5 protein-coding genes and 1 pseudogene are annotated in these 20100 nt (G+C 45.7%); 4 read left to right on the forward strand and 2 right to left on the reverse strand.

Features of this window, described 5'->3' with window-relative positions; translation table 11 throughout:
- Positions 1-21 precede the first annotated feature (21 nt).
- Positions 22-11334 (forward strand): Tc toxin subunit A-related protein, encoded by an 11313-nt coding sequence (locus tag LC653_RS25770; RefSeq protein ID WP_229497555.1) that lies wholly within the window; start codon positions 22-24, stop codon positions 11332-11334.
- Between the two features lie 154 nt (positions 11335-11488).
- Positions 11489-11887: a hypothetical protein gene (locus LC653_RS25775; RefSeq protein WP_229497556.1), complete on the forward strand. Its 399-nt coding sequence runs from the start codon at positions 11489-11491 to the stop codon at positions 11885-11887.
- A 29-nt stretch (positions 11888-11916) separates the two neighbouring features.
- On the opposite strand, the gene LC653_RS25780 is transcribed toward LC653_RS25775, so the two are convergent.
- The gene (locus tag LC653_RS25780; RefSeq protein WP_229497557.1) at positions 11917-12336 is read right to left on the reverse strand and encodes a hypothetical protein; all 420 of its coding nucleotides are present in this window, start codon (positions 12334-12336) and stop codon (positions 11917-11919) included.
- A gap of 173 nt (positions 12337-12509) precedes the next feature.
- Between LC653_RS25780 and LC653_RS25785 the strand changes: the two genes are divergently transcribed.
- Both LC653_RS25785 and LC653_RS25790 read left to right on the forward strand, forming a co-directional pair.
- Positions 12510-13091, forward strand: a complete 582-nt coding sequence (locus LC653_RS25785) for a tyrosine-type recombinase/integrase (protein WP_229497558.1) — start codon at positions 12510-12512, stop codon at positions 13089-13091.
- A 60-nt stretch (positions 13092-13151) separates the two neighbouring features.
- A pseudogene (locus LC653_RS25790) lies at positions 13152-16109 on the forward strand (Tn3 family transposase).
- A gap of 9 nt (positions 16110-16118) precedes the next feature.
- Here LC653_RS25790 and LC653_RS25795 read toward each other — a convergent pair.
- A complete protein-coding gene (locus LC653_RS25795) occupies positions 16119-19895 on the reverse strand; it encodes a strawberry notch family protein (protein WP_229497559.1) in 3777 nt (1258 codons plus the stop codon).
- Positions 19896-20100 lie beyond the last annotated feature (205 nt).

Raw genomic sequence — 20100 nt, forward strand, 5'->3', positions numbered from 1 at the left:
ATTCCTATTGAGATAACAACAATGAAAGAAATTACTCCTTCCATAAACAGCAATAATTCAGGGCAAGAAGTCACCAATTTACAAGATGGATTGCTATTGCTTCTTCGCCGACAATTTATTCGTGTGGCGGATACCGAACAGCAGGTTTATGAAGAAGGTATTCGGAGAGAGCAAGCCGCACAGGTTTATAATGACTTTACTCAAAAGCTAGTCACGATTTTCCAAGACCAATCTGGATTGAGGGCTACGGGCGAAGTTGATGAACCTACCGCTGAGAGCCTCAATAAAGCCCTAAAAGAGTTGGGAGCATTCGAGCAACCTACGCAATTTCTTGTGCAGGGTCAGGTGTTACAGAGCGATCGCACTCCAGTCAGCGGAGTAATTGTCCGTGCCTTTGATGATAGAAATCTACAGCCTGAAAAACTTCTCGGTGAAACCACTACCAATCAGGACGGATATTATGAAATTCGCTATTCCACTGAACAATTTCGTCGTTACCCCAACGAACGTGGAGGACCAGACTTAATTGTAAAAGTCTACGATTCTCAAGGACAGGTAGTAGCCACCTCTCCCAAGAAAAATAATGCCAAAGCGGAAGAAACGATTGACCTCAGAGTAACAATTCCTGAAACAAAACCACAGGAAGATGCTTTTGTGGTCAAAGGTATTATTCGTCTTGCCGATGGTTTTCCTGTCAGGGCAGTCATGGTGTCAGCCTTCGATCGCGATTTACGCAATGAGCAACTACTGGGGCAGACGCAGACCGATAACAAAGGTTTTTACCAAATCCAGTATTCCGCCAGTCAATTTCGCAGGCAAGAAAAAGGCAGTGCTGACCTCGTTGTCAAAGCCTTTGCTGCCAACGGTTCACTACTAGCTGTCTCGCCAGTATTATTCAACGCCCCACCCGTTGCAGAGATAGATTTAACCATTCCATCTGAGGTACAACAACCAGCGACGCTATTTGAAAAAATCACCCAGGCACTGGAACCCTTGGTCGAAGGCTTGCACGTCGAGGAATTGGAGGAAGATGAACAACACCAGGATATAAGCTTCCTTGCCGGAGAGACAGGGTTTGGAAAAACCGACCTTGCCCGCTTCGTGATAGCACACAAGGTCGCACAGCAAGCTATCCAACCGGAATTCTGGTTTGCTCTGCTGGGTGGATCATTTTTCCAATTCGTCGAAAATCAAAGCCTCCAAGAACAGTTAACAACAATTTTGAACTCCCTGTCTTCCCTTGATGCCGTTACCGTGCGTAAGGCAATGACTCGTAGTTTTAACCTGAAAGAAATTCCTGAACCCTTACGAGAGAGCGTTGCTAACTGGGTAGAGGCATTTCTCCAGTTCGTCGCCCGCCAATCGGTGAGTGAATCTGCCGGACCTACTTTTGTCAAATTGGCACTCACAGATGCCGGGATTAGAGACGCACAAAAGCAGGAAAAATTCGCCCGCTTGTTCAACCAATACAAAGCACTGACACCAGAACTGTTGGGAGCACTAGAACAAGACCAGTCTTTCACAACCACAGAAATTGCTGACCTACACACATCCTTTCAGTTGAGCGACCTTACCCGTGGTGACTTTTCCATTGTCAAAACGATTAAGGAGGAGTTTGGAGTTCGCCAGCCCGAACAAATCCGTACATTGGCAAAAAGGAGCGAGAGCGAGTGGGTAAACTTAATCGCGGTAAAGCACGCTGCTGGTGACATTAATCTACCCATTGAAGTAAGTCCAATTGCCGAACAAGTCAGATTGCCGGAAGCAGAGGTATACGGAAAAACCCTCGATCGCCAATTCCGCGAAGCCTTCCCGACGACCGCCTTTACTGGTGGATTGGAGCGAGCTTTACAAAATGGTGGAGTTCATGGGCTACGTCAGCCTGAAGTTTTGGGCAGATTCCTGAATCGTCATGAGAGCTTTGAATTGCTGAACACGCCCGTGGACGATTTCATGAATAATAGTATTCACCCTGATTTCCAAGAACTGGCACAGGATGAAAACTTCCGCCTGGAGGTCAAAGCAGCCCAACGGGTGTTCAAACTTGTCCCAACCTTCGAGGCGACGGATGCTCTGCTGGCAGATGACCTCCATTCCGCCCAAAAGATATATCGTACAGGGGAAAGCGAGTTCGTGCGGCGTTATGGCGATCACCCCGGCTTTACGCCAGAAGCCGCCCGCCTCGCCTGGAATCGAGCCGCCGACACCCATGCTGCTGTATTGACAATTGTCACTGACCTGAAGGCGCTCGAAGCTGAAGCCCTGCCCTTGGCGCTTTCAAGCGGCAGCGAGGCGCTTTCAAGCTTCCCCAACTGGAGCAATCTGTTCGCAACTGGCGACCTCTGCGATTGTGAGCATTGCCGCTCGGTACTCAGTCCTGCTGCGTACTTCGCTGACCTGCTGATGTTTCTTAAAGACCGCAAGGCAGCGAATCCTGCCCTCACGGTTAAGGACATCCTCTTCCGCCGCCGTCCCGACCTAGGCTTCCTCGAACTGAACTGCGATAATGCCCTCGTGCCGTTGCCTTACATCGATGTAGTGTGCGAAGTGCTAGAGGCAGCCGTCGATTCAGTCGGTGAAAACGATTTAGAATTAATTAATTTCACAAGCATACCTACTAACTCAATCGCTGCCAAAACAGCAGTCTCTACAGCTTTTCAAACAGCCTTTAGCAATCCAATCAACGATGATAAAGAGAAAATTGACCTAGGTGCCAACTTTTCGCTCTCACAGGTCAATGCTTTAGATCCCGATCGTTGGGTAGTTCACGGGGATAATGTAACCTACCTGCTGAAGAAGAAACCCCCGTCAGCCAACTTTTTTGCGGAAATTATCCCCAACACGAAAGCCAGCACCGATGAGCTACGGGCATATCCGCAGTACGTCAATCCCAATGTTTACGAGAAGCTACGACAGGCAAAGTATCCAATGACTTTGCCGTTTGATTTGTTTGCTGAAGAAGTCAGGACAGGGTTTCAAAAAACCAACTTGCAACGCTGGGATTTGATGCGTACCTTCCAGGGTTCTGCTGCACCTAACAATCCCACCGATGGTGATATTGCTGCTGAGTATTTTGGCATTAGCATTAGTGCTAACCCTACCGACCCCAGCGAGAAAAACCTTATTCTAGTGGCAGATTCTGCGATCGCTGTTCAGCAAATTATCTGGGGTGAAACCAGTGCAAACTGGTTGGATACAGTTGCCAATGTCAACAATTTTCTCCAGAAAACAAGCCTGGAGTACAACGACCTACTAGCATTACTCGATCTCAAATTCATCAACCCCAGAGGCAATATCACGATCCAGCATCTTGATGCTTCCTGTGATACGGACAAGAAAGTGATTCAAATGTTGGATGCACTGAAGCTTGATCGCATCCATCGTTTCCTGCGGCTGTGGTGCAAGCTGAAGAACTGGAAAATGTGGGAACTCGATTTGGTCATTCGTCAACCTGGTATTGGCAACCGATCAGACACTGGTGAATGGCTGCTGAATGAGCTGTTTTTGGTTAATCTATTCTATTTCAGCCAACTGAAAAACAAGCTGGGTGGAAAGACAACCGTTGAACAAGTCTGCGCTTTGTTTGGCAATCTGAATACGGAAACCCGATTCACCAAACTTCATAAAAAACGGGAAGATGCCCTCTACCAAAACCTGTTTCTGAACACGAGACTGATCAAGCCCCTCGACCCTACCTTTGAAGTCGCTAAAGTTGATGTAGTCGAACCAACGACAGAGAAAATCTCAAGCCACTACCCGGTCATTGTGGCAGCATTGGGAATTCGGGAAGCCAGTCTGGTTCTGCTTAAAGGATTGTCCAAAGCTTCCGATGGCAAACCTTACATTACCGATGATTTAACACTGACGAATCTTTCGTTTCTCTGGCGACATGCTTGGCTATCAAAGGTACTGAAATTTAAGGTGGAAGACTGGGAGCTAGTACTGAAGCTTTTCCAACAGGATATTTTACAGTTTGTCAACTCCCAGAGCGCCTGGGAGTTTATCAAGAAAATTGATCAACTGAAAGATGCTGGTTTCACACCCGATGAACTGAACTGGTTACTGGCGAGCGATCGCACTGCCAAGTCCGCAATCAAAGAAACCGATGCCGTCCGTTTTCTTGCCGCACTCCGTAAGGAATTAGAGACTATCAAAACTGATTTTGTGGTCGCACTACCGACAGATGTAGATAGCCTCAGCGCACTGCTGACCTCCTTGCTGCAAAAGCTAAACCGAAGTGAGGCGGAGGTAAATTCCTTCCTGAAGATATTGCGTGGAAGTGTGTTGTTGGAAGTCAATGTACAAGATTTACCAGTAGGTTTTGCGTTCCCTGCCGCGATCGTTGACGCACCCAACTATATCCCCATCCAGTATGACGAACCAAAAAAGCTATTTCGTTTTACTGGACTGATGACAGATGACCAACGGAAGGCTCTGACCAATGATGCCTCGCCTGTACTGGTAACCCTGTACGGAAGTGGACAGCTTGAAACAACGGTGCAAGGGATGCCAGCAGGTTTTACGTTTCCGGCATCGATCATTGGCGCACCCCACAATATCCCCATCCAATATGACGAACTGAATCACATCTTCGAGTTTATCGGGGTGATGACCGATGTCCAATTGTCTATCCTACTGAGTGATGCTTCACTAGCATCTGTAGTTGGCATCTCGAGTTACCAAGATTCCATTAAGAACCTGTATCAAAAGTCCCTCAAGGTGTTAACCAACTATCGGGGTGCGATCGAGGAACTTTATGAACAGTCTCTCAAAGCATTGACAGACTACTTGTCAATGGAAAGAAACGTAGCTTTGCCAGGAGACTTCATCTTCCCAGCTACCATCACAGGTATTCCCAACACTATTCCGATTCGCTACGAACAGGTGCTACGTTTCACGGGTGTGATGACTGCTGCCCAAAAGAACATCTTGCTGACCGATCCTTCACTGACAGAGGTGAAGGATATTGACGAATACAAAAAGGCGATCGAGAAACTTTTTACTCAGCCCGGTAAGCCAGCAGTCGTCACAAATTTGCCTACAGGCTTTACATTCCCAGCGACCATCACCGACCCACCCAATGCTATTCCCATTGGGTTTGAACAAACCCTACGTTTTATGGGTGTGATGACTGCTGCCCAAAAGAACACGTTGCTGAATGACCCTTCTTTGCTATCGGTGACGGGCATACCTGCTTACAAGGCTGCGATCGCAGAGTTTTTCCACAGCCCCCGCATGGCTGTGAAATTCTTTGAGTTGGTGTTTACCACTTCGCTTGCCAAGTTGCCAGAGGAAGTGGATTTCAAAGCGCAATTACCTGCCGACCTCGCGGCCAAAATCACCTACGATGCGGAGCAACAATTGCTGCGCTTTACTGGCATCCTAAGTAACGCCGAAAAAATAGATATCCTGGCTCTGTCTAGTGATTCATCCTATGTTGCTGCCGTAAATAGCCTAGCTACCCAGCCTCAAATCATCACTTCCCCAGACGATCGCATCTGGCTGACAGACAGTGATCTCGATATTACCCAGCCTGATAACGATACCTATGCAAAGCGTCTGGCAAACGCAGCGAAAAAAGCCCTCAGCTATCTGTCGAAAACCTTGGCTGAAAAAGCTGTTGTGCAGCAAACCAGTATCCAATTAGGGTTGACGGAAGCCGTATGCCGCTATCTGCTAACTCAGTATGCTGTGGTGTCGAATTCGCCTGATTCTGCGAAGACACTATTGCTCCACTTAACAGGTAATTTCACGATCGATTCCACAACTATCAACGCTTGGTTCTGGGCTAACCGGGTTGCTGCCATCTGGAAAAAAAGGAAAATTGCGCTAGCAGAATTAAAGAAAATTACAACTCTAACTGTCGGAGCGCAGTTGCTTGATTTCCTGACACTACCTTTTGATAATACAGGTGCGATCGCACCAATCGATCTTTTCTTGCGAACCAATCGCCTAATTCGCCTGCAAGATAGCCTGCCGGAAACCGAAATTACGTTGCTCGAAGTGCTAGAAAAACTAAACCAGGAAAATCTCAATCCTGGAACCTATACAGCTAACACTTTTGCAGACGACGTGGAGCGCCTGAACGAAGCTTGGATCGCAGTAGACGTGAATGCGCTTACCGCTTCTCTCGACCTTACCTATCCAGCAGACTATTTACTGGCAGAATCATGGGAGCGTCTGCGGCGAACCTTTTACTTCCTCGACAACCTCAACGGCAGTGCAGATACCGTGAAACAGTTTGCTGCCGCCACTATGGGGTTTGAGAATGCCAAAACGCTCAAGGAATTACTGCGATCGAAGTTTGGTACAGAAACCTGGTTGACTTTAAGCGCCGAAATCCAAGATGTTCTGCGGGAACGCAAGCGAGATGCCCTCGCTGCTTATTTACTAACCCAACCACAACCCAATCCTCCAAGTGACAAATGGGAAAATACGAACGATCTCTATGCCTACTATCTATTGGATGTGGAGATGTGTTCCTGCCAACTAACCAGCCGTTTGGTACAAGCATCGGGATCTGTGCAACTATTCGTGCAACGCTGCTTCATGGGGTTGGAATCAGATGTCAAAGTCAAGGCTGATGGTGCTGATGGCGACAGTGCTTGGCGCTGGTGGAAATGGATGCGAAAGTATCGGGTTTGGGAAGCGAACCGCAAGGTATTCCTCTGGCCCGAGAACTGGATTGAACCGGAATTGAAGAAAGATCGATCGCCCTTCTTCAAAGACTTGGAAAATGAGTTATTGCAAAACGAAATCAACCAGGACACGGTTGAGAAAGCCTTCATCAACTACCTAGAAAAACTCGACGGAGTAGCCCAACTGGAAATTGCGGGTTTCTATCAGGAAGATGATGGAGATAATACGATCGTCCACGTCTTCGGGCGCACCCAAGGAGCAGAACCGCACCTCTATTACTACCGCAGCTACGACTACCGCCAATGGACACCGTGGGAGAAAGTAGACCTCGACATCCAGGGCGATTACTTGATTCCAGCCGTTGTAAACAAACGCCTATTTCTGTTCTGGCCTATATTTACAGAAATCCCTGATGAGACAGGGAACACGACGGTCAAAACGCCACCCTTAAAAAGTACTGAAGGAACTTTTACTCCAGATAAAACCAAGAAAAAGCTCCGGCTACAAATGGCAGTGAGCGATTACCGTCAAGGCAAATGGACACCGAAGCGCGTTTCAAAAGACTTTGCTGAAAGTCAGGTATACGAAGTTGAAATTGTCAGGAAGCATTACAACTTCTTTCCGATCGATCGTAGCGAGATCGATGGACGATTTGGTATTAAGTATGAGGGATACAGCCTTGGTAGCAATGGACTTGAGGCACACCTAGATGGCACTTTTGAAATCTCTGGTTGCAAAGGTGTTCCTGAACTAACCGATCTTCCTGGTAACTTTAAACCTGCTATTCGACCCAAGCAGGATTCAGTTGACTACTACACCACATTTTTGAAATGGATTGAACTTGGGCAACAAGTTAATAAACCTGGCCTCGATACACCAGAAAACGACTTCACCCTCGAAAACGTCTTTTCAATTCAGTCTAACAACCTGCGTTTTACGCCAGTGTTGAACCAGACACCAGGAATTTTCACAATGACCCCCCCCTGGCATTTATCGTATTTAGATAAGCTTTGGCTTGACGGACTTTCCCTGCTTAATTTTCAGCCTGGTAATGCGTTTATAGCGGCAGTTCGAGAGTTCTCTGTACCAACAGGAACCTGGCTACCGTTTTTCTACAATGACAAGAAACGCACCTTCTTTGTGCTGCCCTCGCTTCCCCAGATCGAAGTAGGGTTGACCTATAGTGGCTCATTAACCCATGTTGGGACAAAAAAAGAAATTAACATTGTTGGAAACTATTATTACCCTCAAATTAAGGGATTCTTCCGTTGGTGGGGAACCTTTTTTGAAGGGTCGATCCAAAAAGGTTTGGATGCGATCGACCTCAATCTTTTCGCACCAACGCCTGCCACACGGTATCAGCTAGAGGATTCTCTTTGGAAGGCATTCCCCGAAGAAGCACCGCCACCTTTGCCCATAGAAATATCATCCCCTTATACCCCAGAACAAGTTGAAAAGCTGAAGAACCTGATGAAGCGGTGGTTCATGCGCTTTTTCCACTATTATCTAGGGGCAGTTTCATTGTTGTTGTTCCAGTTTCGGCAGTTTCATTTTAAGAACTTCTACCACCCCTTTGTCTGTGACTTTGCTAAGTTAATCCACAATCCCCTCAAAGGGATTCCCGCTTTGATGAGCCGAGAAACTCAGTTGAAAAACACAAGTTTCCAATTCTTCAACACTTATCAACCCACTCCAGCAGTTGTGTGGGCACCTGACGATCCGAAACTTCCTGCTTACCCACAGGAAGTTGTAGATTTTACGCCCGATGGTGCTTACTCACCTTACAACTGGGAACTGTTCTTCCATGCTCCCTTGCTGATTGCCAACTCGTTGAGCAAAAACCAACGTTTCGAGGAAGCGCGGGATTGGTATCACTTTATCTTCAACCCGATCGGTGTAGAAAGCAAAACTCCAGGTAGTCCAGCTATGAGCAAATACTGGATTACCAAACCATTCTTTGAAACCACCGATCAGCAGTACATTCAACAGCGTATTGACAACATCCTAAGAATGCTGGCAGGCGATACGAGCGTAGGTGGTACGACAACGAAAGATGAACTTGAAAAACAAGTTTATGACTGGCGCACGAATCCTTTCGAGCCACACCGCATCGCCAACTATCGCACTGTTGCCTATCAGAAAACGGTAGTGATGAAATATTTGGATAACCTGATTGCCTGGGGCGATAACTTGTTCCGGCAAGATAGCATGGAGAGCATCAACGAGGCAACTCAACTGTACATCCTCGCGGCAGAAATCCTCGGTCTTCGTCCCAAGAAAATTCCCCCCCAAGCCAAGCCACCGTTAGAGAGTTTCAACGAGTTGGAAACCCAATTTGACAAGTTCTCAAACGCCTTGGTGCAGGTAGAAAACCTCGTTCCCGTGTTACCGGGCAATGGGTCAAACGGCGGAAATGCAGCACCGTTACCGATGCTATACTTCTGCATCCCGCAGAACGATAAGATGTTGAGCTATTGGGATACTGTGAGCGATCGCCTCTACAAGATCCGCCATTGCATGAACATCGAGGGTGTCGTGCGTCAACTGGCACTATTTGAGCCACCCATTGACCCTGGTGCATTGGTCAAAGCCGTTGCTGGCGGTGTCGATATCAGCAGTGCCTTAGCAGATTTGAATGCTCCATTGCCGCTTTATCGCTTTAACGTTCTGCTGCAAAGAGCCAATGAAGTCTGCAACGATGTAAAAACCCTGGGTAGCGCATTGCTTTCAGCCTTAGAAAAGAAAGACGCTGAGGCAATGGGATTGTTACGTCAGAGCCAGGAAATTCGCCTTTTAGAAGCAGTAGAAGCAGTGCGAGAGCAGCAAATACAAGAAGCCAAAGAAAATTTAGAAGGAGTGAAGAAGAATAAGGAACTCGTCACAACACGCCGTGATTACTACCAAAATATTGAGAGAATCAATTCCAGTGAAAGGTTACATCAGGATAAGTTAGAAGAGGCTTTGCTTGCTCAGCAAATTGCTCAAATTATCAATATTGGAGCCTCGGTTGCTCATATTGTTCCGACCTTCGATCTTGGAATATCAGGATTTGGCGGTACACCAAAGGCAGCAATTATGTTCGGCGGACCCAATGTCGGTAGTGCATTACAAGCAGTGGCAGGAGGTTTTACTGTTTGGGCTAATGCAGCAAACTACCTTGCAAATAAGGCATCAATTAATGCTGGTCACGAAAGACGTTGGGATGACTGGAAGTTGCAAGAAAGACTTGCCAATAAAGAACTCGAACAAATTGACAAGTCGATCGCCGCTGCCGAATTGCGGATCGCGATCGCCGAAAAAGAACTCGATAACCATATCATTCAAATCGAGAATGCCAAAACCATTGATGAGTTTATGCGCTCCAAATACACCAACCAAGAGCTATACCAATGGCAAATTGGGCAGATTTCCGGTGTGTATTTCCAAAGCTACAGGCTAGCCTATGACTTAGCAAAGCGTGCAGAGCGCTGCTTCCGTTTCGAGTTGGGCTTGCAGGACAGCAGCTACATCAACTTCGGCTACTGGGACAGCCTGAAAAAAGGTCTACTTTCCGGCGAAAAACTCCAGTATGACTTGCGCCGCCTAGAAACCGCTTACCTAGAACAAAACCGCCGGGAATTTGAACTCACCAAACACATTTCGCTAACTTTGCTCGACCCACTGGCATTAATAAAACTGCGGGAAACGGGTCGCTGCTTCATCAACTTGCCGGAGGAAATCTTCGACCTCGATTATCCCGGTCATTACTTCCGTCGCATCAAATCGGTGAGCCTGACGCTGCCTTGTGTGGTGGGACCTTACACCACCATTTCTTGTACCTTGCGGTTGCTGAAAAACAGCATTCGCATCAATACCAAGAATGGTGACAATGGCTATCCCCGCAATACAGATGGGGATGGCTTGCCTGCCGATGACGATCGCTTTATCGAAAATAGTATCCCTGTGAAAGCGATCGCCGCCAGCAATGCCCAAAACGACAGTGGAATGTTTGAACTGAGCTTCCGGGACGAGCGCTACCTGCCTTTTGAAGGCGCAGGTGCAATCAGCGATTGGTCTATTGAATTGTTCAGCGATCTTCCTTCAAACAACCCAGACTCAACAAACCCCGACTTCGGCAAGCCACTGCGCCAATTCGATTATGGGACTATTTCTGATGCCATTTTGCATATCAAATACACCGCCAGAGAAGATGCGGGTGTGTTCAAGAACGGTGCGATCGCCCATCTTCGAGACTATTTCAGTCAAGATGGAGCAACACCATCTTTGCGAATGTTTAACCTGCGGCAGGAGTTCCCGACCCAGTGGCATCACTTTTTACATCCAACTAACCCAGCAGATGGGAATGTCTTGGAGCTGGATATGTCACCCAACCTTTTCCCCATTCGGGATAAAGCAAAGACTTTGAAAGTCAATACAATCTGCCTGCTGGCACGTTGCACGGACACAGGAAGCTACGAAGTTACGATAGCGCCTCCCTTGCCTGCGCCATCACCACCAGATCAAGATCCGAACAAGATGACGCTCGCCCCTGCCAACCAATATGGTGGCTTGCATTTCAGTCAAAAAAACGGACTGGGCATTGAGGTAGTGCTAACAGCCCCACCGATCAAATGGCAGCTAAGAATGACCAGACCCGATGGTGAGATTATTGAGGTTGAGGATCTACTATTAGTGTTGGGATATGAATGGGAATAATGAATAGCACTTATACACAGCACGGAAGGGAGGCGAGATACTGAAAAAGGCAGTTAAACAAGCTGTATAGAATGCGATCGCTGGTGCAGACAAAGCCCCACTTACACGACTATTCAGTGCGAAACACAAGTTTTCAACTGAATGGGATCGATTCTTGCACCCAGTTGATTCAACAGCACCTAGCCAAAAATTAGAACTTGCTTTGACACCGGAACGTTTCCCTTTCCAGTTGCGAGGTAAGAAGATTGAGATTAGTAAGGTCGAGCTTTTCCTCGACCTTAAGGATGGGGTGAAGCCTGGAACTAATAACACCTATACTGAGATATATACCGAGGCTATACCTTTTGATGTATTGTTCACACCACTTGGGGGTAATGCAGTCTCGCTTCAGAGTAGCCAATCATTTCTGAATAGAATGCCATATTGTGCAACAACTCTGCTCGGTCGTAGCTCCAAATTTTTCTTTTCTGACACGGTGATACCGATTACATCAATTTTTCTTGGTGCAAAATGTGAGACCATCACACTTTTGTTTGAGCGAAAAATAAGCTGATGTATCTAATAAATACATCAGCTTTTGACTTATCCCAAGATTTCAATCACAGCCGCTAGAATAGCTGGGGCTTTGTCTGAAACCGGAATGAATACCCGTTTGCACCAGTTGATGATCTCGGTGAAGCAACCCACAGCTAAGAGTCGCTCTGCCAGTGAGATAGCATTAACCAGTTCTATGCGAGGTTCATTAGCAACGAAAGACCGCCGCAGCGTAATTCCTCCTGGTAGTTGCTGTGTATATCTCTCGTTTAGTACCAGCTTCACAAGTTCTTCTGGAGAAAACACCTGGTTCCTTAGTCCAAGTTGTTCGCGCACGGTTTGAATGTCGTGAGCATTTACCACCCGACCGAGAATCTTTTGTCCATCGCTGGTTTGCAGTCGGAATACTCGACTATTTTGCTGTGGTAGTATTTTCCAGATGGGTAGGAGAATACGGGGTAAAGACAAGATACGCGCAAAATTTATCACGGTGTAAAGTTGTGTAAAGTAGCCATGTATTTATGTCTAGAAAACATTGCCTAGTTGGGTTCAATTTAGGCAATGTATGATGGAGAGAGAAACAGAACATAAGCCTTTGAGGCATTCTTACCCAACCACCCCAACTTCCCTTTTCGGCAAAGATGGTTTCTCACCCTCCTCCCCCGGTGAAAGTAGCTTCAAAGCGAGAGCGGGAATATTTGCGTCCAAAGGAAGTTGAAGCGATGATCAAAGCGGCGCATTCATTCGGAAGGCATGGAGTTCGAGATGCAGCGATTATTTTACTCATGTTTCGGCATGGGCTTCGCACGGCGGAATTAGTTTCTCTAAAATGGTCACAAATTGATTTGAACGACGGCTATATTGAGATAAAAAGAGTAAAACACGGGCATGATAGCATTCATCCCCTACGCGCTCCTGAATTGAGGGCATTACGTCAGATTAAACGAGATTATCCCGAAACCCAGTATGTATTCGTCTCCGAGCGCAAAGCTCCCCTGTCTACCAGAACTATCCGTCACATTATAGGCAGAGCTGGAGAATTAGCCGGACTTAACGAATCTGTTCATCCTCATCAACTGCGTCATGCTTGTGGCTATTATCTTGCTTCACAGGGTCATGATACCAGAGCGATTCAGGACTACTTGGGACATAAGAACATTCACCATACAGTTCGCTACACGCAGATGTCCCCCCAAAGATTTGAATCTTTTTGGACAGATTGAGCCTTTTGGGGCGATAACAATGCTCTTGTAAACTGAAAATGACCATCTTTTCTCTCACTTGTGGCATCAATTGAACGGACAGCTTATCCCAGATTCAAACGGTACTATACCGCCAATGAACTCGATAAAATTTACACCCCCACTAGGATAGAGATAGCATTCGCCTTAAAAGTTACGACTGGGGAAGAGAACTATTTTAATCTGCTAGTTTTACTCAAAGTATTTCAGAGATTAGGCTATTTCCCCCAAATAGCGGACATCCCTCTCGCTATCATCAACCATATTCGGACGGCACTGGCTCTTCAAGAAGATAGGAGTTTTAGCTATCAATATCCACCAACTTTATCCCGCCACAAAAAAGCGATTCGCTCTTATCTCCAGGTGAGTCCTTTTAATCAAAAAGGCAAGGCTCTAATCACAGCAGTCATCACTGAATCAGCATTAAGGATGGATAATCCAGCCGATTTAATCAATGTAGCCATTGAAGAAGTTGTCAAGGAACGCTATGAACTCCCTGGTTTTAATACCTTAGACCGTTTAGTTAATCATCTCAGAAAAGAAGTAAACCAAAAAATATTCTCCCAGGTAATTAGTCAACTTAATCCTGAATATATCCAGCGATTAAAGGATTTATTAGATAATTACGCAACAGTTGAACGCAGTCCTTATAATGACCTGAAAAAACTTCCTCAAAAATCAAGTCGAAATCATCTTAATGATTTAATTGTCCATTTAACTTGGTTAGAAACACTGGGATAAATCGCTCCCTATCTTCAAGGACTAACTAGGGCGAAAGTCAAACATTTTACCTCTGAAGCTAAAGCTCTTAGTGCTTCCGAGATGAAGGATATTACTCTGAATAAGCAATTAACCTTACTTCTTTGCCTCATCTATTCTGCTCAAGTGCAGACTCGTGATTACCTAGTAGAAATGTTCCTCAAGCAGATGAAAAAAATCCATAATCTAGCTATTGAGGAATTAGACTCTATCAAAAAAAGACAGCAGATAACCACAGAAAAATTAGTATCTGTCCTCACCGATGTCCTAGTAGTTTTCAATGAAGATGCTCCCGATTTAAAACCGATAGAGCAATTACAAGCTATCTTCAAGCAAACGGGAGGAGTTGAACAACTATTAACTGAGTGTGAAGAAATCAATGCTTATCAAGGTAATAATTACTTCCCCTTACTATGGCGATTTTATAAAAGTCATCGTAGTGCTTTCTTTCGGGTATTTAAGTTCCTGAAGATAGAATCTACCAGTAGTGACGATAAATTGGTTAAAGCCGTGGAAATTTTATTGTCTAATTCTCATCGGCGAGGGGAGTGGATAGAAACAGAAGTTGACTTATCTTTTATTTCGCAGCAATGGCAAAAATTAGTGATAGTTCAGTCCAAAGATGTCACAAGAGTGATGCGCCGCCATTTGGAGATTTGTATTTTTTCTTATGTAGCTGCTGAATTAAAATCAGGGGATATTTGTGTCTTTAACAGTGAGGCTTATGCTGACTATCGAGAACAATTACTTTCTTGGAAGGACTGTCAACCATTGGTTGAAGCATATTGTCAACAATTAGGCTTTCCTACTAAGGCTGAAGATTTTGTCGAGAATTTAGAAAATTTATTAACCCAAACAGCATCGTCAGTTGATCAAGGCTATCCCAATAATACATCTGTTGTTATTAGCGAGCAAGGAGAACCTGTTTTAAAACGTCCGTCAGCTAATCGTGAGAGTGCTTCCCTCAAAAACTTAGAGGCTTTAATCTCTGAAAGAATGCCAGAGCGTAACTTAATTGATATTCTAAGAGATGTAGACTATTGGACAAATTTTACTCGACATTTTGGGCCTTTGAGTGGTTCTGATTCAAAATTAGAACGCTCTACAGAACGCTATTTATTAACCACTTTCACTTATGGATGCAATCTAGGAGCGACTCAAGCGGCGCGTCACATGAGAGGCGTTGTTACGTCAAGAATGCTCACTTTTGTCAATCAGAGACATATTAGTTTAAAAGGACTCAATACTGCTCTAGTAGATATTATCAATCGCTACAATGTAATGCCATTAACTAAGTTCTGGGGAGACGGCACGACGGCTGCTGCTGATGGAACTAAATATGACCTATACGAGCAAAATTTACTTTCGGAATATCATATTCGCTATGGTGGGTATGGTGGTATTGCTTATCATCATGTCGCTGATAGTTATATAGCTCTGTTTAGTCATTTTATTCCTTGTGGAACTTGGGAAGCAGTATATATTATTGAAGGACTTCTCAAGAACACATCGGAAATTCAACCGTCGATTATTCATGCTGATACTCAAGGACAGTCTACTCCTGTCTTTGCCTTATCCTATTTGTTAGGTATTCAACTCATGCCTCGCATCAGAAATTGGCAAGATTTGGTTTTCTATCGTCCTGATAAGGAGACAGTTTATCAGCACATTGACTCCCTATTTAAAGGGGTAATTAATTGGGAACTGATCCAAACTCATTGGTCAGACTTATTGCGAGTAGTTATTTCTATTAAAAAAGGCAAGATTTCTTCAGATATGTTGTTACGAAAATTGGGAAACTATAGTCGTAAGAACAAACTCTATCAAGCGTTTCGAGAGTTAGGGAGAGTTATTAGAACTATTTTTTTATTACAGTTCATCTCTGACCAAAAGTTCCGTCAACAAATTACAGCAATGACTAATAAGGTAGAATCTTATAATGGCTTTTCTAAGTGGTTTTGCTTTGGAGGAGAAGGGGTGATTGCTAGTAATGACCCTGAACAACAAGAGAAGACAATCAAGTACGGTGATTTAGTAGCTAATGCTGTTATTTTCCATAATGTAGTTGATTTAACTGAGGTTTTGCTTCAGCTAAGAAAAGAAGGTTTTTTCTGGGAGCGGGAAGATTTCGCGGCTTTGAGTCCTTATTTAACCAGTCATATCAAGCGTTTTGGCGATTATCTAATTGATCTCGATACGATTCCACAGGCACTAGATGAAAAGTTAAATTTAGGCTTCTGAGTAAATTTGTTACAAGACTTTACATCGTGATAAATTTTGCGCGTATCTTGTCTTTACCCCAATACCAGTTACCAAATGCAGGTAATCGGTAGTGAACTTGGGCAGTGCGTCTACTTCAATAGACCAAGCAGCAGCAAAGGTGTCAGCCGAAACCTGCCGCCAAGTGGAAGATTCCAAGTCTTGGACTGGTAGGCGAGTTTCTTTCTGTGGGCGAATCAGCAAAACTCTTGGGACAACTCCACCCTCAGAGTCGAATAGACTATGCGTTGGAATTGTTATCGCCGCACGACCTTTCTCATTCACCATGAATTGCCCTTGGTACTTGGCAGCAAACTCAACCATCTCTTGAGCCGTTCTGATGTTGTTCTTCTGAACTCGCTCAATTTTGAGGTAGTTGGTGACGCTACCTGTGGCAGGGTGGGTGTAGACAGCTTCCTGGCTCTCAACAGTAAAGCGTTCAGCCCGGAGTGTCTCTACACCCATCTCGTAGACCCCCGCCGCGATCGCTGCTTCAATCTGCTGGCTCAAGAGTAGTTCAAACCTCTCGAAAATCACGTTTTGCATATCAATTCGTAAAGCCAGTAGTCGATTGAGGAATTGACGTAGGGGTGGGAGGTCGATTTTCATGCCGCCTTCGTGGGAAGTGAGCGAGAGTCCTGTCATTTGCTCGAAAGTGCCGAGTGACACTTCATGAAATCGACCTTGGAATATCTGCTTAAACAACTCGTATAGTGCGTACTCTGCATAGTTCGATTCAAGGTTATCTTTAGCTTCAAATATCCCATTACCTCCGGTTTGCCTTTGCCCCCTTGTGAGTGCGCCCAAGCTATCCAGCCTTCGAGCAATGGTTGAGATAAAGCGGCGTTCACCGATGACGTTAGTGGTAACAGGTCTGAACACGGGTGCTGATGCTTGGTTGGTTCTGTGTGAGCGCCCAAGTCCTTGAATTGCATTGTCTGCCCTCCAGCCGGCTTCCAACAAATAATGCGATCGCCGTCTCCTATTCACAGCGTTGAGGTCAGCGTGATAGCTGCGACCCGTGCCGCCTGCATCAGAGAAGATGAGAATTTGTTTCTCGTCCGCCATGAATGCAGCAGTTTCAGCAATGTTAGCGCCGGAACCACGCGAATCAACAAACAAACGCCCGGAATCATCCTTGAGAACTCGTTTACTGCGACCAGTTACTTCAGCCACTTGCTTGTTACCGAAGTGCCACAGCAATTGTTCTAATGCGCCGGGGATGGGATCAAGGCTTGCTAACTTATCGACTAACGCATCTCTCAAGGCTACAGCTTCTTGGGAGATAACCGGAGAGCCATCAGCGTCAAAGACTGGCTCGGATCTTTCTTCTCCATCTTCTCTAGAATGAATGGAATGCAGATGAATGGGAAATGCACTCATCAGATAGTCCATGACATATTCCCTTGGTGTTAAATCAAGGTTTAAGTCCTGCCATTCCTCGGACGGAACTTCATTGAGTCGGCGTTTAAGCAACTCCTCATTAGTTGATACAATTTGAATAATAACGGCGTTAAGAGCAGCTAAATCCTCTTCAATTGCTTTAATTAACTGCGGACATTTCATGCCAGTCAACAGATGGTTGAAGAATCTTTGCTTGTGCGACTCAAACTGAGACACCGCGCTCATCTTTGCAGCACGGTTGTAAGTCTTGGAACCAGAGATATTACAAGCTTCCAGGGCTTTGTCTAAATTATGGTGAATAACACTAAAAGCATCGGAGTAGCTATTATAAATCCGTTCTTGCGTCGGCGTTAACTCAATTTCGAGCGTCTGATACTCCACCCCCTCAAACGAGAGACTCCGCGCCAGATACAGTCCCAAAGCCTTGAGATCCCTGGCTACGACTTCCATCGCGGCGATACCACCGCCCTCAATGGATTCCACAAAATCCTCACGTGAGGTAAACGGGAAATCTCCAGTCTGCCAAAGCCCCAGACGATTTGCATAAGACAGGTTAGAAACCTTCGTCGCTCCAGTTGCAGAGACATAGACAACCCGTGCCTGCGGTAATGCGTTTTGCAACCTCAGCCCAACAATGCCTTGCTGGGATGCTGCAACCATACCGAGTTTACCCTCTTGAGGCATTGCATTGCCCATGCTGTGGCACTCGTCATAAGCGATCGCTCCCTCAAAGTCTGCTCCTGCCCACTCAACGATTTGCTTAAGCCGACTTTTGCCGTTCTTTTGAGAACGTAGAGTTGAGTAGGTGCAGAACAGAATGCCTTGGGTGAAAGGGATGGGGTCGCCAAGTTTAATGTTACTGAGGTCAATGATATCTTTTTCACTACCTCCGAGCGCACACCAATCGCGTCGGGCATCTTCAATTAAGGCAGAACTTTTAGATACCCAAATTGCTTTTCGCCGCCCCTGACACCAATTGTCTAATATAATACCCGCACACTGTCGTCCTTTACCAGCACCCGTCCCATCACCAAGGAACCAGCCACAGCGAAATCTAACAGCGTTTTCTGAGCTAGTTGCTGCTACAGTCACATTATCCCACGAATCATCCACAATATAAGACCCAGACAGAAATTCACAGTGCGCTTGACCTGCGTAAATAACGCTTTCAAGTTGTGCCTCTGACAACAAGCCTTGTGTGAGAATGTTGCTAGGAAGATGCGGTTTATAAGTTGGTGCTGGTGGTGACACAAGTGCTAGGGCTGCACTCTCACAAAGCAGTGAGGGATGAGGTAAAGCGTCTTTGATTCGGATTCGTTGTGGGCGATAAGTTTCGTATAGGGTATCTTTCAAACCCTCACTAGCCGTCCACTCGATAACCTCATATTCCAGCACTACTACGTCGTCTGGAAGAAAGGAAACTGTTTCTGGTTGTGCAACTGTAATACGTTTTGGCAATTGAACAACTTTTGCCTTCGCCGCAGCAGCTTTGACTTTTTCTGAGCGTTCCCACGGAGAGCGCTCAGGTAATTGCCCAATCAATGCCAGCAGTTCGGGCAAGTCCAAGGTTTCGGAAATACAGGGGATGTCGCCGGGATTATCAGTCGGAACCTTGTCAATTACTGTGATTCTGGTGTCGATTTGTGTACCATGTTTTGAGTACACCTTGCCGTTAACCCCAACAGATAGTAGAACTCGCGCAAAATCCTGCCACTTAAGGAAAGTCTCTCGCCAGCTTGGGTTAGCCGGAGAAAACCAGTTGGCTGTGATTGTTACCAGCCGTCCACCGTCAGCCAGTCTTTGCAATGCCGAGTTGATATGCCGGGGTGTTGCGTCGGGATTGCGACTGTTGATTTTGGGAGATGCGGAGAAAGGTGGATTCATCAGCACAACTGAGGGCTGAGTTTTACCAGCCAGATAATCGTTAATTTGTTCCGCGTTTACTGAGAATAGTGGAGTGCCAGGGAATAGCCGTCGCAGAATCTTCGATCTATCGGGTGCAAGCTCGTTGAGCATCAGACTTGCACTGTGCAGTTTAGCCATTTGTGCTAACAAACCAGTTCCGGCACTTGGCTCCAGAATCAAATCATCAGCCTTCATAAATGCTGTTTTGGCTACCAGATAAGCCAATGGTAACGGTGTCGAGAATTGCTGAAGTTGTACTGACTCTTCACTACGGCGAGTATGCGTCGGGCAGAGGGCTGTTAATTCTTCTAATTGTTGCACAACCACTTGAGGTTGTTGTGATAAAATCTTAATTCCCAGATGACGCAGATATAAGATTTGCGCCACTTCAATAGCTTCGTAAGCGTCTTTCCACTGCCACGCACCGGACGCAGCAGTGCCTAGAAAGTATCGATTCATCTGGGAAGAAACAGTTTTCGTAGAGAGAGGGCGATTATTTATTAAAACTTTTGCAAGCTCTTGGGCAACACTAATAACCTAGTGTGGTAAAACTTACTAGAGAAGACGACTCTCTAAATTAGCCAAGTAACCCTTGGGATCTCTGCGAAATCGATATTGTTCAATTCTGGCTTTATGGTGTTTTTTCAGTTGAGAGCGTAATTCG

It is taken from the genome of Nostoc mirabile CHAB5784, from assembly GCF_020829645.1.
In the GTDB taxonomy this organism is placed as follows: Bacteria; Cyanobacteriota; Cyanobacteriia; order Cyanobacteriales; family Nostocaceae; genus Nostoc; species Nostoc mirabile.

What these genes read in the sequence shown, in the direction of transcription:
- LC653_RS25770 (WP_229497555.1), top strand. Translation starts at nt 22, where the DNA reads ATGAAAGAAATTACTCCTTCCATAAACAGCAATAATTCAGGGCAAGAA.
- LC653_RS25785 (WP_229497558.1), top strand. Translation starts at nt 12,510, where the DNA reads ATGGTTTCTCACCCTCCTCCCCCGGTGAAAGTAGCTTCAAAGCGAGAG.
- LC653_RS25795 (WP_229497559.1), bottom strand. Translation starts at nt 19,895, where the DNA reads ATGAATCGATACTTTCTAGGCACTGCTGCGTCCGGTGCGTGGCAGTGG.